The sequence below is a fragment of the Tepidisphaeraceae bacterium genome, assembly GCA_035998445.1.
GTDB lineage: Bacteria > Planctomycetota > Phycisphaerae > Tepidisphaerales > Tepidisphaeraceae > DASYHQ01.
In genome coordinates this window covers 171,728-186,745 of record DASYHQ010000052.1, presented here as the reverse complement: position 1 = coordinate 186,745, position 15,018 = coordinate 171,728, and the positions used below count along the sequence as shown (strand labels likewise).

The 15,018-nt window shown below is 63.6% G+C and carries 16 protein-coding genes and 1 tRNA gene; 7 read left to right on the top strand and 10 right to left on the bottom strand.

Going from position 1 to position 15,018, the window contains the following annotated elements:
• Nucleotides 1-95 precede the first annotated feature (95 nt).
• Entirely contained in the window at nt 96-1,331 is a 1,236-nt protein-coding gene (locus VGN72_20530) for a putative sugar nucleotidyl transferase (GenBank protein HEV7301735.1), read from the bottom strand.
• 226 nt (nt 1,332-1,557) lie between these two features.
• The gene (locus VGN72_20525; GenBank protein HEV7301734.1) at nt 1,558-2,475 is read right to left on the bottom strand and encodes a 2-dehydropantoate 2-reductase; all 918 of its coding nucleotides are present in this window, start codon (nt 2,473-2,475) and stop codon (nt 1,558-1,560) included.
• Nucleotides 2,476-2,561: 86 nt separating this feature from the next.
• Between VGN72_20525 and VGN72_20520 the strand changes: the two genes are divergently transcribed.
• The gene (locus tag VGN72_20520) at nt 2,562-3,635 is read left to right on the top strand and encodes a PA0069 family radical SAM protein (protein ID HEV7301733.1); all 1,074 of its coding nucleotides are present in this window, start codon (nt 2,562-2,564) and stop codon (nt 3,633-3,635) included.
• Nucleotides 3,636-3,992: 357 nt separating this feature from the next.
• Nucleotides 3,993-4,682, top strand: coding sequence for a DUF2293 domain-containing protein (locus VGN72_20515; protein ID HEV7301732.1), 690 nt, complete (start codon nt 3,993-3,995; stop codon nt 4,680-4,682).
• A gap of 627 nt (nt 4,683-5,309) precedes the next feature.
• On the opposite strand, the gene VGN72_20510 is transcribed toward VGN72_20515, so the two are convergent.
• Entirely contained in the window at nt 5,310-6,146 is an 837-nt protein-coding gene (locus tag VGN72_20510; protein ID HEV7301731.1) for a transglutaminase family protein, read from the bottom strand.
• Between the two features lie 205 nt (nt 6,147-6,351).
• Here VGN72_20510 and VGN72_20505 point away from each other — a divergent pair, with 205 nt between their 5' ends.
• The 3 genes from VGN72_20505 to VGN72_20495 all read left to right on the top strand — a co-directional run bounded on the left by VGN72_20505 (nt 6,352) and on the right by VGN72_20495 (nt 9,028).
• Nucleotides 6,352-7,200 carry a hypothetical protein gene (locus VGN72_20505; GenBank protein HEV7301730.1) on the top strand — a complete coding sequence of 283 codons (849 nt, stop codon included), beginning with the start codon at nt 6,352-6,354 and terminating at the stop codon, nt 7,198-7,200.
• Nucleotides 7,201-7,254: 54 nt separating this feature from the next.
• Entirely contained in the window at nt 7,255-8,364 is a 1,110-nt protein-coding gene (gene prfA, locus VGN72_20500) for a peptide chain release factor 1 (protein ID HEV7301729.1), read from the top strand.
• A gap of 274 nt (nt 8,365-8,638) precedes the next feature.
• Nucleotides 8,639-9,028: a hypothetical protein gene (locus VGN72_20495; GenBank protein HEV7301728.1), complete on the top strand. Its 390-nt coding sequence runs from the start codon at nt 8,639-8,641 to the stop codon at nt 9,026-9,028.
• A 221-nt stretch (nt 9,029-9,249) separates the two neighbouring features.
• Here VGN72_20495 and VGN72_20490 read toward each other — a convergent pair whose 3' ends face one another.
• The 7 genes from VGN72_20490 to VGN72_20460 form a co-directional block, all read right to left on the bottom strand.
• Nucleotides 9,250-9,519, bottom strand: a complete 270-nt coding sequence (locus tag VGN72_20490) for a hypothetical protein (protein ID HEV7301727.1) — start codon at nt 9,517-9,519, stop codon at nt 9,250-9,252.
• 94 nt (nt 9,520-9,613) lie between these two features.
• The gene (locus tag VGN72_20485; GenBank protein HEV7301726.1) at nt 9,614-10,087 is read right to left on the bottom strand and encodes a hypothetical protein; all 474 of its coding nucleotides are present in this window, start codon (nt 10,085-10,087) and stop codon (nt 9,614-9,616) included.
• 317 nt (nt 10,088-10,404) lie between these two features.
• Nucleotides 10,405-11,484, bottom strand: a complete 1,080-nt coding sequence (locus VGN72_20480) for a tRNA-dihydrouridine synthase (protein ID HEV7301725.1) — start codon at nt 11,482-11,484, stop codon at nt 10,405-10,407.
• Nucleotides 11,479-11,551, bottom strand: a tRNA-Thr gene (locus VGN72_20475). The genes VGN72_20480 and VGN72_20475 overlap by 6 nt, the downstream gene beginning before the upstream one ends.
• A 71-nt stretch (nt 11,552-11,622) precedes the next feature.
• Nucleotides 11,623-12,090 carry a GreA/GreB family elongation factor gene (locus VGN72_20470; protein ID HEV7301724.1) on the bottom strand — a complete coding sequence of 156 codons (468 nt, stop codon included), beginning with the start codon at nt 12,088-12,090 and terminating at the stop codon, nt 11,623-11,625.
• A 164-nt stretch (nt 12,091-12,254) separates the two neighbouring features.
• Nucleotides 12,255-12,455, bottom strand: coding sequence for a hypothetical protein (locus VGN72_20465; protein HEV7301723.1), 201 nt, complete (start codon nt 12,453-12,455; stop codon nt 12,255-12,257).
• A gap of 176 nt (nt 12,456-12,631) precedes the next feature.
• Nucleotides 12,632-13,459, bottom strand: a complete 828-nt coding sequence (locus VGN72_20460) for a phytanoyl-CoA dioxygenase family protein (protein HEV7301722.1) — start codon at nt 13,457-13,459, stop codon at nt 12,632-12,634.
• 92 nt (nt 13,460-13,551) lie between these two features.
• On the opposite strand from VGN72_20460, the gene VGN72_20455 reads away from it, so the two are divergent.
• Together VGN72_20455 and atpC are read left to right on the top strand one after the other, a co-directional pair.
• Nucleotides 13,552-14,385 (top strand): helix-turn-helix domain-containing protein, encoded by an 834-nt coding sequence (locus tag VGN72_20455; GenBank protein HEV7301721.1) that lies wholly within the window; start codon nt 13,552-13,554, stop codon nt 14,383-14,385.
• A 148-nt stretch (nt 14,386-14,533) separates the two neighbouring features.
• Nucleotides 14,534-14,929 carry an ATP synthase F1 subunit epsilon gene (gene atpC / locus VGN72_20450; GenBank protein HEV7301720.1) on the top strand — a complete coding sequence of 132 codons (396 nt, stop codon included), beginning with the start codon at nt 14,534-14,536 and terminating at the stop codon, nt 14,927-14,929.
• Nucleotides 14,930-15,018 lie beyond the last annotated feature (89 nt).

Below are 15,018 nucleotides of genomic sequence, written 5' to 3'. Positions count from 1 at the left end.
CGCGCAACAGCTCAGAATGAAATCTTCCGCCGCTAACACAAGCATGGGCGAGACGCCCATGCCACGGTAAGGCACGTTCCGTGCCGGCCCGTCATTCAGACCGGCTTCTCGATCTCTTTCGCAACCCGCGCCGCGTACTGGGCCATTTCCTCTTCAAGCGATCCAAACATCAGTCCGCGGCGCGACATCACCTGCGTCATCACCTCGATCGACTTATCCATGCGGTACGGCTGCATCCCGCGATCGGTCAGGAACGTGTAGCTCGGCACGTAGCGCGGCGTGATAGAACTGGCGGCGATCATGCTGCCGTAACCGATGTACGAGCCCGTGTTCAACCGCGTGCCGATCGCGATCTTGGTGTGGTCGCCGATCACGCTGCCCAGGAATCGCCGGCCACTCGGCGTCTCGGTGCCCAGCAGCGGCAGGCTGACGACGTCGTACGTGTTCTTCAGGTTGCTCGTGTTCGTGCCGGCGCCCAGGTTCACCCATTCGCCGATGTAGCTGTCGCCCACGAAGCCCTCGTGAGACTTGTTGCTGCGGCCGATGAAGATGCTGTTGGAGATCTCGCCGCCCACCTTGCACATCGGCCCGATGCTCGTGCCCGCCCGAATGTTCGCCAGTGGCGACACGATCGAATGCGCCCCGATAAAGCACGGCCCCTGCAGCACGGCGTTGGCGCCGATCGAGACGCCGTCGCCTAGAATCACCGGCCCCTTGCTGCCGTCCAGCACCACGCCGGGCGACAGCTTCACGTCCTTGCCCAGGCAGACGTTGCCCTGCTCCAGCACGTGGTACGGCCCCGGTGGCAGCACGCAGTCCCGCTGCATGGCGACGAAGTCGGCCAGCAGCGCTTCCTCGTTCCAGTTCAGCAAATCCCACGCATGCTCGGCCATGCGGCTCTGCGGCATCATGTGGGGCAGGTCCTGCAGCTTCAGCCACTTATCCGACCGCGTGATCGCGTCCTCGTACGACAGCCCCGGCGACACCACGTACGCCGACCGAACGCGGTTCTCGTCGTCCAGGCAGACGGCCGTGTGCGGGGGCACCTCGTAATCGGCAAAGTGCAGCGTGCGACCGCTCAGCACCAGCGCCGGCTCGTCGTCCAGCGGCGCGTTGATCGCGACGGGGATCTTCAGCGACGGCACGACCCGCTGTTTGCAGTACTCGACCATCTCCGGCCGAACCCAGAGCGTCAACTTCGACGGCTTCAGGTAGCGCAGTTGCTTGTCCAGCAGCGTCCCCGTTCCGCTGGCGAGCGCAAACGCGGGCCGACTGAGCGACAACGGAGCCATGTGCGGCCAAAGTTGGCCCTCGAACAGAACGACGTGCATACAGACATCATACCCGCAAATTCGCAGGCTGCTTACACTTGGGGGCCAAACCGCTGAACATTGCGACATCTGTCATCCCGAGGGGAGCGGTAGCGACCCGAGGGATCTCCGGTGGCCCACACTGTCAGCCAGTCGAGATCCCTCAGGTCGCTACCGCTCCCTTCGGGATGACAGATAGACCATTGTGAGTTACCTGTCCGCTACACGTTAGTGAACGATCAACCGCTCATCCCCCATCCACCACCTTCAACAGTTCATCCAGCCCCCGCAGCAGCGGCGCCGCCACCCCACCCGCCTCGGCGACCGCCAGCACGTTGCCGACGATCGACTGCCGTTCCAGTGGCCGTCTCGCCCGGCGGTCGACCTGCATGCTGCTGACGTAGGCCCCCATGGTCGCGGTGCGGTCGATCTGCAGTTGCGCCGTCTCCGGTGGCAAGTGCACGCCCACGCTGGCGGCGGCGGCCATCACCTCGTGCATCAGCCCGCGCACCATCGCCCGGCCGGCGTCGCTGGCGAGCAGGCGGTCGGTCTCCAAGTCCAGAGCGGCCCCCAATCCGTTGAACGGCACGTTCCAGACCAGCTTTTCCCACTGCCCGTACCGAATGTCCGCCAGCGCCGTCGCGGGCACCTTGGCCTGTTGTAGCATCTGCGCGATTGCGGTTGCGCGATCGGTGAGGCCGTCGGTGTATTCGCCAAGTTTGATAAACCCGTGATCGGTATGACGGATGACGCCCGGTTCCGTGCGATTCGTGCAGATAAACGCCAGCCCCGCCAGCACCCGCTGCGCGCCAAACAGGTCGGCCAGCGCCCGATCGTTCCCCAGCCCGTTCTGCAGCGTCAGGATCGCGGTGCCCTCGTGCAACAGCGGGCTGATGAGCTTGCTGAAGCTTTCGTTGGCGGTCGTCTTCAGCGTCACGATGACCAAATCCACCTGCGGCATGGCGGCAGGGTCGTCGTACACGTGCATCTGGCTGGCGGGCAGCTCGAAGTCGCCATCGTGCGAGTAGACGCGCAGCCCATGCTCGCGCACGAACGCGTAGTCGGACCGCATCAGGAAGTGCACGTCGCGGCCATGCTGCGCCAGGCGCGCACCGTAGTATGACCCCAGTGCGCCCGAACCGATGATGGCAATGCGTTGAAACACGCCTGGAACCTATCGCAGATCGTGCGCGATGCCAACTGCGGCAGAGCAACCTGACAAAGTCCGTACAAAACCGCTACAATCTCCCCGTGGCGATTCCCCTGCCCATCCACGGTCGCGGCACGAGCGACAACCCGCGCAACCGCTTCGAGCGGCTCGAAGTGACCGCTGACTTGGAACACGTCGAACACGACGACGAGTACCTCGACCAGCTCGCCCATCCGCAGACGCAGTACTACGTCGACGCGACCAAGACGATCATCGCCACGAACGACAGTCCCGACGTCGGCTTCACGCACAGCATCAACCCGTATCGCGGGTGCTCGCATGGGTGTATTTATTGCTACGCCCGGCCGACGCACGAATTTCTGGGTTTCTCTGCGGGCTTGGACTTTGAAACGAAGGTAATGGTGAAGACGAACGCCGCCGAACTGCTACGGCGGGAACTGTCGTCGCCGCGCTATCAACCGGTGACGCTGTCGATCAGTGGCGTCACCGATTGCTACCAACCGGCCGAGCGATCGTTCCAGATCACACGGCAATGCCTGCAGGTGCTGGCCGAGTTCCGCAACCCCGCGGGCATCATCACGAAGAACCACCTGGTGACGCGCGACATCGACTTGCTGGCCGACCTTGCGTCCCACAACGCCGCGGTGGTGATGGTGTCGATCACCACGCTCGACAAGGACCTGACGCGCGTGATGGAACCGCGGACCAGCGTGCCGCTGAAACGGTTGGAAGCCATCCGCAAGCTGACGGCCGCCGGCATCCCCACCGGTGTGATGGTGGCGCCGGTCGTGCCGGGTTTAACCGACCACGAGATGCCGATGATCCTGAAGGCCGCCTACGAGGCCGGCGCGCGGTTCGCGGGTTACGTGCCACTGCGCTTGCCGTATGCCGTCGCCGGGCTGTTTGAAAACTGGCTGACCGACCATTTTCCGGATCGCAAGGACAAGGTGCTGAACCGCGTGCGTTCGCTGCGTGGCGGGAAGCTGAACGACGCCAACTTCAACAGCCGCATGCGCGGCGAAGGCCAGTGGGCGGAACAACTGAAGGCGATGTTCACGCTGGCCAGAAAGTCTGCCGGGATGACCGGCGATTTCCCAAACCTTTCGACTAATGCGTTCCGAGTTGTCGATCGGCAGCAGATGTCGCTCTGGTAAGATGACTGAGCCGGCGTCTCAAGCGGGCCCAAGTCCAGTTCGCGCCCGTTGCCTCCACGCACCACGGGCGGCCCGCCCATGTGTTGCTTCCGATAGCACGGGCGGGCCGCCCGTGGTACGCGCACGCGGATCGACGGATCGGCATTGGCCGTGGCATGGGCGTCTCGCCCATGCATGTCGATTGGACGGAGAACTCGATTTCCGCCCGTCAGCTTCGCCCAAGTAACTGCAACAAATAATGTCGCTTTGCCTCACCAAGTGCATGGGCGAGACGCCCATGCCACGGCTGGAACGTTTCGTCCTGCACCACTCGTAAATTTCGAAAGCTCCGCGCGGCAAAACTACGATCAATACCCAATGCCATCGCAAACGCGCATCGTCGCTCCCGGTCCCGACCCTCGCTCCGTCCGCACGGTCGATGGCCAGATCTTGCGTCCCCCGACCGACTGGGTCTGCGTCCCACCGGGCGACCCGGGCTTAACGCGCCGCGTGAAGGCGTCGGGACCGACGTGGACGGTGCAGGAGAAGAAGGGCCGTAAGACCTTCTCGCACGGCGTGTGGGCCAGCGCCGCCGCGGTCGAGACGATTCGGGCCGCGTTGACCACCGAGCGCAGCACACCCGCATACGCGAAAAAGCAGGAATCCGCCGCCCGCCGGCGCGATGAACATCAGGCCGCGTACGTCGAGACGTTCCGCGATTCCGTCCTGCGTTACCTGGCCTTCCACTCGCAGTACGCTGATCTGTCTCATCGTCTCGCCGACGCTGTCACCGCGCACGCGACGCCCGTGGGCAGCGGAACGGTGGCCCGCACCGAGCGCATCCCGGTCGAACAGCGTGCCGAGGCGGCCGTCATCGCGTGGATGCGTCACCAGACGACCGCGTACGACCACATGACCTTCGCCCGCGTGAAGGGCCAACGCCGCGAGGTTCGCCGGATGCTGGCGGCCCGCTCGAAGGTTTTGCTAGACGCCTACCGTGCGGGCCGCCCCACCGACCCCGCGACCTGCCCGCTGCAAAAGGCGTTCGCGCGCCCGTTGGCGGGCTGAGGCGGTCGCCCGTTGCGGCGGATTCGATCTTCTGTAGGACAGGCATTCCTGCCTGTCTCTCCCCCCGTCTTACTCTCCCCCGCATTTCTTTCTGCCTATCTTCTGTGGCACAGGCATTCGCCTGTGTCTCTGCGACTGCCCGGTAAGAATGAAGAGAACGCGAAGGCGCGATGGCGCGAAGGAAGCCGCGAAGAAAATCGAAGGGTGTTGCGCGAAGTCCACGTCAATTGCGCAGCGCGGGCGTAGAGATGGATAGCGTGCTCTTTGACAACTGAATACGGGACGTGATGAGCCTTACCGGTGACTGGATCGTCCACGCGATGTTGCACAATGGTGCATAATGGTGCACGGTTTCGCGTTTTGCCTTACCCAGACCGCCGCCGCGAATGTGTTCTGCCTTCTTCGCGGTCCTTCGCGTCTGCCCTTCGCGACGTTCGCGTTCGTATTCTCTGCACTCCAAGCGCAAAGAGAGACAGACAAGAACGCAAAGACGAAGAGACACAGGCAAGAATGCCTGTGCCACAGAAGAGGGAATACGGGGGGAGATAAGACGGGGGGAGAGACAGGCAGGAATGCCTGTCCTACAGAAGATCATGCGGTGAGGGCGTCGGCGGCGTCATCCGCCCCTCACGCCATCACGCCGACCTGCGCGGGGATTTCCTGCACCACTTCGGTCGTCACGCCGAACGACGTAAGCGTGGCCGGGCCGAACTGGGTGGTGAGGGCGACGTCGGCGGCGTCGCGACCGACGGCCATCAGGATCCGACCGATGCGGGGCACGTTGTGCCGGCCGTCCACGTTCCACCATTGCCCGCCAAGGTACACTTGATGCCAGGCGGAAAAGTCCATCGGCGCTGGGTTGTAGGGCATGCCGATGTCGCCGAGGTAACCGGTGACGTATCTCGCCGGCACGTTCAGGCAGCGATGCAGCGCGCAGCACAGGTGTTGAAAGTCCCGGCAAACGCCGACCTGCTCGTGGTAGCAATCCATCGCCGTGCGGGTGTTGCGCGCGTGCTGATAGCCGAACGTGACGTGGCTGTGGACCCAATCGACCACCGCCTTCACGCGCCCCCAACCGGCGGGCAGGTGGCCGAAGAGGTTCCACGCGATGTCCTGAAAACGGTCGGTCTCGATGTACCGGCTGGGCAGCAAATACTGCAGCGTGTCGGGCGGCAAATCCTGCACGTTGTGCTGCAGTTCGTATTGCGGCACAGGGTCGGGCAGGCCGGAATCGCGGATGTGATTCTGACCCCAGATGCGCACCGGTCCCGGCGGCGCGACAATGCGGGCGACCGTGTTGCCGAACGAATCATGATACGTAACGAGATTGGTGTAGGGTTCGACGTGCACCTGATCGGGGCGCACGAGGTCGTGTATCCGCGACGGATGCACGTACAGCATCAAATTCATCGGCAGGTAGGCGCGGGCCTCGAAGGTCAGGTCGTAACCGATCTTGATCAACATCGACGGACTCCGGGTAGCCTCGCTGCCTCGCCCGCCGCCAGTGCTGGAAACGAAAGCGATCCACCAATCCCTCCAACGAACGGGTGGCCGCTCGACGGGACGCAGTCTATTCGCTGGCGAGGGGAACCGCCATGACCAAATTACGATGGAGGGCCACACGCCCCCGTCTCACACTCACAACCGCTTTGCGATAGGATGGCCGATCATGACTTACTGCCTCGGCATCGTCACGAAACACGGGCTGGTGATGGCGTCCGACTCACGCACCAACGCGGGGTACGACCACGTGAACGTCGTGCGAAAGATGCACACCTTCGCCACGCCCGGCGAGCGCGTCTTCGTGCTGCTGGCCAGTGGCAGCCTGTCGTGCACGCAGTCGATCATCACCCTGCTGCGCCGCGAGTTCGACGCCGGCCGCGGGCTCGCGACCGCCCCCAGCATGTACGACGCGGCCCGCGTGGTGGGTGAATGCGTGCGCAAGGTGGGCGAGATGGACCGGGCGGCACTGGAAAAGGACGACTACCGCTTCAACGTCCACCTGATCTTGGGCGGCCAAGTGAAGGGTGAGCCGCCTCAACTGTTCATGGTGTACCCGCAGGGCAACCCCCTGCAGGCGACGGAGGAGTCACCGTTCCTGCAGATCGGCGAGACGAAGTACGGCCGACCGATCCTGGACCGTGGCATTCGTTACGACAAGACCACGCTCGAAGAGGGCTGCAAGTACGCGCTGTTGTCGATGGACAGCACGATGAAGAGCAACGTGACCGTCGGCCCGCCGATCGACCTGCTCGTCTACGGCGTCGACGAGCTCGACATCACCCGCCAACGCCGTTTCACCAGCGACGACCCCGACCTGGTCAAGATTCGCCAGCGCTGGGAACAAGCCTTACGGCACGCGATCCTGCGCCTGCCGGAGATGCGCTTCCGCAAGGGTCCGAAAGCCGCGGGCACCAGCGGTACACCGTCGACGGACGATTCGATCGAGGTTGTCGAAGGCAACTTGGACACCGAGTTGCAACCGCAATCGCAGCAACCCAACCGTGACAAGAACTGAGTGCCCCCCGCACCTGTGCCAACCCGTCCATAACGATTAGAATCGCCCGTCCAAATGGCCACACCCGATCCGAAAAACGCCGCCTTGATCCGTAAGCTCGACGAGCTGCTCCACCGCTTCGGCGAGCTCGAAGCTGCGTTGAACGATCCCGACGTGCTGTCGAACTCGCAGAAGTTGATCGCGTTCAGCAAGGAGCGCGGGCAGCTGGAACCGGTGGTTCAGCGGTACCGCGAGTACCAGCAGGCCGCCGACGCCGCCGCGGAGCTGGCGGAGATGGCGGCCAACAAGGCCGACCCGGAGATGGCCGAGCTGGCCGCCGCCGAGCAGCCCGAGGCGCAGGCCAAGGCCGAGGCGATGATGGAAGCGCTGAAGGACGAGTTCCTCGCCGCCGAGGACAACGCCGTCAACAGCTTCTTCCTGGAACTGCGTGCCGGCACGGGTGGTGAGGAGGCGGCGCTGTTCGTGCGCGATCTGTACGAGATGTACCGCCGCTACAGTGAAACGCGCGGCTGGCGCTTCGACGTCAACGACTTCAGCGAGGCCGAGCGAGGGGGCTTTAAGGAAGTCATCATCAACATCAAGGGCAACGGCGCCTTCCGCCACATGCGCTTCGAAGGAGGTGGCCATCGCGTGCAGCGCGTGCCCGAGACGGAAACGCAAGGCCGCATCCACACCAGCGCCGCCACGGTCGCCGTGCTGCCGGAGCTGCAGGACGTGAAGATCGACATCAACCCCAAGGACGTCGAAGAGTTCGGCGTGCGCGGCGGTGGCCCGGGTGGGCAGAACGTCAACAAGGTGGAGACCGGCTGGCGCATTCTGCACAAGCCGTCGGGCCTGCAGTTCAAGATGACCGAGCACAAGAGCCAGGCCCAGAACAAGGAACGCGCCTGGGCCCTGCTTCGCGCCACCCTCTACGAACGCGAAATGGCCAAGCAACACGCCGAGCACACGGCCAGCCGCAAGGCCATGATGGGCTCCGGCGACCGCAGCGCCCGCATCCGCACCTACAACTTCCCCCAGAACCGCGTCACCGACCACAGGCTTGGCGGTGAAGGCGGCGGTGAGAAAAACTTCAACCTCGACCAAGTCGTCGCGGGGAACATGGAACCGCTAATTGGGGCGCTGCTGGAGTTGGATAAGCAGCAAAGGTTGGAGAGTTTGTAACCACAGGGGATCGGGCAGATGTGCAGGGTTCGCTGCTGACTAACATTTTTGCGGCGACGTCGGTCGCGTTGTTTCGCTTACCATCACGTTCTGGCTGCGCAGCCACGCGATCGGCAATTCGCTCCAATTCTACCGGGAGCCAACCAACCTTGAGCCATACTCGGACGATGGTTAGATCGCAGTCGCCTGGGGCGATCGGACCGTGGGCCCTTGCTTCGCTTTGTCCCACCCGTCACCTCGGCTACAATCGATCTAGAAACGAGGACCACACACCATGGCCAAGAAAAAGAGCGAATCGGCCCCGAAGACGACCAAGAAAGCCGCCAGCAGCAAGCCGGCGGCGGGCGGGAGCAACAGCAGCATGCCGCAGATCGACACCAACCTCGCCGCGGCTGCCGCGGCGAAGGCGTTGGCGGCGGGTCGCGGCGCTGCCGCTACGGGCGCTTCGACGCCGTCCACCGGCGAGTCGTCGGCGTTCAAGCAGATGAAGGCCGGGCTGAACAAACCGACCTTTGGTGGCGCGACCGGCAATCTGCTCAACAACGTGCCGAACGCCAAGAAGTCCAACACCGGGTTCGGTGGTGGCAAGCAACTCGGCCGGAATCAGACCTTCGGCGCCGACGTTAACCGCACCGGCGTGCCCCGCCGCACCAGTGGCGGTTGATCGCGGTGTCCGGGGATTGCGGATGAGATGAATCAGCTGGCTTGACCGTGGCATGGGCGTCTCGCCCATGCTCGCGGTTGGGCAGTTCAATTTAATTCGTGCCTCGCGGCTCAATCGAAGCGGACTGGCACTAATTCAGCTGTCATTCCAATCTAAATGCATGGACGAGACGCCCATGCCACGGCCAATGCTTTGCCGCGCCCTCGCCACTACAGCGGCCGTTAGATGACCTGAACGATCTCTACGTCCGTGATCTGTCGCGGGTCGAAGTCGATCCGCCGTTCGAACTTGCCGGCCAGCCCGGTACGGTCGGTGGCAATGATCCAACCTTCTTCAACGATCAGGTCGTCAATCACCCGCCCGCCGACAAGCGTGACCTTCAGCACCGCGGTGTACTTGCGCTTGGGCACGCCGTTCTGAACGAGCAGTTCGCGCCATTCCAGTGGCAAGACTTTGGCCAGACGGTTGCGTGCGGGGGACTTCGAATGCATGCGAGGATCTCGTAATTCGTTTAGCCGCGAGCTTGCTCGCGGTGCACGCTTCCGCGAGCAAGCTCGCGGCAAAACGTGAGGAGGGCGCCGAGCGCTACGGTCGATCTTCCACCCAAACGATTCCCACCAGCTCGCTCGACACGATCGCGACACCCGCATCCAGCTCCGCGTCGATGCGCCCGCTGGCCCACTTGTGCGGCGACTGGGTGAGGTCGGCCGTCGGTTTGACGTTGGTCAGGAAGATCGCGTCGTTGAACAGCGACAACACGCGATCGGTCAGCGCGGCCGCCACGTTACGCGGCACGCTCGATCGCTCGGTTTCCAGGTCCTCGTGCAACACGGTCGTGATGATGTCGGTCGCATGATCGCGCGACGATTCGCGCCAGTGCAGACCCAGCAACGGCAGGTTCACCAGCGCCAGCATCCCGTCGGCCAGCCGCTGCGCGGTCGGAAAATCAACGGGGACCTGCGGACCGGCGCTGAACTCGATCACCACCCTGCCGCGATCGCGCGCCCCCAGGACGGCGTGACGGATGGAGTGAAGTCGAAGGCAAAGCTCTGGGGTCATTGGATTCCGATTCTACCGCGAACGTGGTCGGAATGCCGAGTGCAGATTGCGGATTACCAACGGCGATTCGGTCGCGCGCGCGTGGTCGGGCCCAATGCCGTTCCAGTAGGAAGCCTAAAGGCTAGCGGAAAAGCCCTTCGTTGGTCAGCGACGTGTCATCCCGATGGGAGGCTTGCCGACCTGAGGGATCTCCCCAGGCCCCGAACCGTCCGTGGCTCGAGATCCCTCAGGTCGCCTAGGCTCCCATCGGGATGACACGGGGTCGGTGGTCGCGCGAAAGGCCATGCACAAACCATCGGGGATCAGAGGACAACGCCTTAAGCGATCTCGCACGTCTGCTCCGCCCCGGCGTTCACCTCATCCACCGCGTCGGCAGCGGGCCAGACGCCCCCTCCGTCGGTGGGGTACCACCGGTCGAGGACGGCCGACCAGTCGCGCAGGCTGGAGGCGTTGATGAACCCCGCCTTCACCTCGGCCGCTGCGGGATGGAATCGGCTGTACTTGATGCCCTGCTTTCGCATGCGGCGGCCGGCCAGCTGTTCGCCGTGCAGTTTCATCGCTTCGGTGAAGTGCTCGTTGAGCGCGTCGCGCTGCTCGAAGATCGTCGGCGGCTGCAGCGGCGTCGTAGGGTCCGCCAGCAACCGAGCAGCCTGCGTGAATATCCACGGGTTGCCGATCGCGCCGCGCGCGATCCAGACGGCGTCGACGCCCGTTTCGTCGAGCATGCGCACGACATCCTGGGCCGTGAAGACATCGCCACTGCCGAGGATCGTCTTAGTCGGGTACACCGCCTTCACGCGCTTCAGGAAGGCCCAGTCGCTTCGGCCAAGATACTTCTGCTCCACCGTTCGCGCGTGGCACCGCACCGCGGCGTAGCCGAGCCGCCACATCTCGTCGGCGAGCGTGAAGAACGAATCTTCCGCCTCGGCCGAGGCGTCGAACGACCGTCTTAGGCTGACCGACAGCGGCACGTTCGCCGGTATGACGTCGCGCACCGCCCGCAGGATGCCAATGCCGCGTTCGGTGTCGCGCAGCATGTGGCCGCCCCGCGCCTTGTTTTTGATCTTCTTCACCGGGCAGGCGAAGTTCAGATCGACGGTGTCGTAGCCCGATTGGTGGATGATGACCGCCGCCCGCGCCATCGTCTCCGCCTCGCTGCCCATGATCTGGCCGGCGATCGGGTGATCGTCGTCGTTGATGTCGATGCTCTTGCGCAGCCCCTCGCCACCGTTGAGCAGGATGGTATCGAGCAGCGCCTCGGTGACCGCGTACGGACACCCCCGCCTGCGCGCCGTCAGCCGCATCGCCCGATCGCTGTACCCCGCCAGGCCCGCCTGGCAGAATGGTTGCGGAATTGTGAGGTGACCGATCTGCATCAGGAACAGGAAGTAAGCCACCTATCGGGCTCGAACCGATGACCTACGGTTTACAAAACCGTTGCTCTACCAACTGAGCTAAGGTGGCGGGATGGATTGCCAGTTTGCGGTTTGATCTGCCGGTCATTCGCAAATTGGCAATCGCAAATCGGCAATTCCTCAAACGATCTCCAGAATCTTAAACTCCATCGACCCTCTTGGCGCCTTCACCTTCACCGTGTCACCGACGCGGGCCTTCATGAGGGCTTCGCCCATCGGGCTGGTGGCGCTGACCGGGAGGATGTCGCTATTGGCGTCGGGGGGTTGGGCTTCGCCGACGATTTTAACGAGTTGTTCGCTATCGTCGTCCAGGTCCAGCAGTTTGACCGTGTGGCCGAGGAAGACCATGTCTTCGGGGATGTTGTCGGTCGCGACGACCGAGACGTTCTTGATCTTCTTTTCCAGGTCGGCCAGCTCGCGGTCGATGGAGCGGTTCTCGTCCTTGGCGGTGTGGTACTCGGAGTTCTCCTTCAGATCGCCCAGGCTCGCAGCGCGACGGATGCGCTCGGTGACGTCGATCTTGGCCTTGTACAATTCCTCGCGCTTCTTCTCGAGCGCGGCCTTCTCTTCGGCACTGACGATCTGCATATGACAACTCCCATAAACGCGAAACACCGCGCCGGCGGCGCGGTGGTCGTGCTGAACACGCGGGGCATTTTACCGCCGACCGTGGGAAAGTAGCAATGGGGAAGGGCGCGAATCTGGCATCTAAATCGCGCGAGACCGCCCACGTGCTCGCCGGTGGCGCAGCCTCAGGCGCGCACCTGCAAGGCGTGCCCCGCCCGCATGCCGCGATCGTCGGCCAGCCAAGCCGTGGTGCTCGACGCGACTTCCCGAACGGCTGCTTCACGCGACGTCGCTGCCGTCAGTGGGCATCCCTTGCACTGGCGCTGGCACACCTTGGGTGTTGGCGTCGCCGACTGGGCCGAACCGCGTCGTTGGCATTGGCTCATGGTTGGATCGCTTTCGTTGTCTCGAAGGAACTGGCGCCTCTGGTCCCTCTCCCATGTACGCATGGGAGAGGTTAGGTGAGGGTGATTTCCAACTGCTGACGATCCTCGTCATTCGAAATCACCTTCACCTAACCTCTCCCGGCGTACCGGGAGAGGGATCGGTCTTCCTACGTCCACTACATCGCGCCAACCGGCACTCGGTTGGGTGCTCGATACGGAATCGGTTCCAAAATCTTCCGTTGCTCCGGCGTCACGCGGGCGAGCAGTTCGTCGGAGTAGCGGTAGCCGTAGCGCGTGCTGCCCCAGCTGACGCCGTAGCGGTAGATGACCACCCGGCGTTCACCGGGGTTGGTGCGGGCGCTGGCGCCGTGACAGATGCCATCGGCGAACAGGATGGCGTCGCCGGCCTTCAGCTGCACCTCGACGGCGCCGGGGATGTCGTTGTGCCCGCGGGCGATCTGGCTCGCCCAGTCACCCTTCAGCGCGGGGTGTTCGTAGTTGCTCTTGTGGCTGCCGGGGATGACCAGCGTGCCACCGTCACCGGGGCCCACGTCGGTCAGCGCCATCAGCACGTTCACCTGACCACAGCGGAAAACGCCGTGCTCATGCATGTACTTCCCACGCAATGCGCCACGAAAATTCCCGCTGTGGAAGGGAAAGAAGCCGCCCGTTCGGCGGATGGAGGCGAAGCATTCGTCGATGAAGAGCCCGTCAACGTACGTCCCCTGCTCGCCGCAATACCGGTGCACGTGCGGCAGCCATGATGGGTTGTCGATCAACCGCTCGAAGGGTTCGCCCCCCTCCACGATGTTCTGCATCTCCAGCCCAGCGTGCTTGTTGTTGTCCAATCGCTGGCAGTTGCCCCACCAGCCCTGGTACGGCAGGTCGGTTGGGAACGAGTCGAACGCCTCGTTCAGGTCCTTAAGATGATCGGCGTCGATCGCATTCTTCAACACGACGTAACCGTTCAGGTCAAATAGATAGTCTTGTAGTTCTTGGTCCATGGGCGAAAGGATGCCCTATTTCCGACGCAAACAAATAGAATTTTTGCGAATCGGCATATAGGATCGTCCTGCCACTGCCGATAGGAGGTGAAATGGCCCGCGCCGAGCAAAACCTGCCCAATGCCTACCCGCTGTACACCGACGAGGACCCCGGTCAGGCGATCGGTTACGGCGCGTACCGCCCGCGCGGCACGCTCGACTGGTTGGCGGTCTTTACGATCGCGGGCCACGGGTACTTCGCGCACTCGAACGGGGTGCAGACGCTGTCGGCGGGCGATTTGTTCGTCGTGCGCCCCAACACGCCCCAGGACTACGGCGCCGAGCCCGCGACGCAGCACTGGCACAACGCGTGGGCGCACTTCGTGCCGCGCGGTGAGATGTTCGACTGGCTCGATTGGCCGACGATCGCGCCCGGCGTGATGTTCGTGCAGCTTCCACCGGACCTTCGTGACGACGTGCTCAACCAGTTCCGCGAGATGATCCGCTTTTACCGTCGCGGCATCGGCCGCAGTTTGGAACTGGGCCTGAACGCGCTGGAACGGGCGCTGTTGCGCGCCGACGAGTGCAACCCCCGCTCCGGCCTGCCGCGCCACGACCCGCGCATCCGCCGGGCGATCGACCATTTGCTAGCCAACCTGACCGACCCACCCTCCCTCGACGCCGTCGCCACTGTCGCCGGGCTATCGCGGTCACGCTTCGCCAAGCTGTTCGAGGAACAGGTCGGCGACACGCCCGGCCGATTCTTAGAACTGCATCGCCTGCAACGCGTTAAACGGCTGTTGGAGTACACCCGCCACACGCTGCAGGACATTGCGGAGGAAACAGGCTATTCCAGCCCATTTTACCTCTCTTTGCGGTTCAAACACCGCTTTGGCATTAGTCCGCGCGATTACCGGTTGAAGTTCGTTCAACGGAGGGGGAGTTAAGCTCCCATCGGGACGACATCACGCGGCAAGCCGCGGCGCTTCTGCTTTGGGACTTGGTGCTCGGTCATTTGAAGGTCACTAAGGCTTGGGATTTTGACTTTCTCCTTCCCTTTGACGCCCCCACCGCCGCCCCTTAAACTCCCGCCCTATGTCTTTCCACTGCGTTATCGTCACTCCCGAAAAGCAGGCGTTCGAGGCCAACGTGACCCAAGCGGTCATCCCCGCGTACGACGGGCAGCTGGGCATCCTGTCCGGCCACGCCCCGGTGCTGGCGAAGCTGGGTGTGGGCTCGCTGCGCGTGGATCTGGTCGGCGGGGGCAGCCGGCACTTCCTGGTAGATGGTGGCGTGGCGCAGATGAAGGACAACGAACTGTCGATCGTCACCGACGACGCCGTCGCCGCCAGCGAGCTGAACGCCGATACCGCCCGCGCCGCGTTGGCCGAAGCCCAGGCCCGCAAGGACACCGACCCGCTGTCGATCCAGAAGCGTCAGCATGAGATGCGCAAGGCCCAGGCCGCGATCGAGTTGGCCGGGAAGGCCTGAATTCGTTTCCGCCCCTCTCCCGGTACTCCGGGGGAGGCTGGGTGGGGGTGATTTCGAACTGCAAACGGCCCACGAATGGGCACGAATCA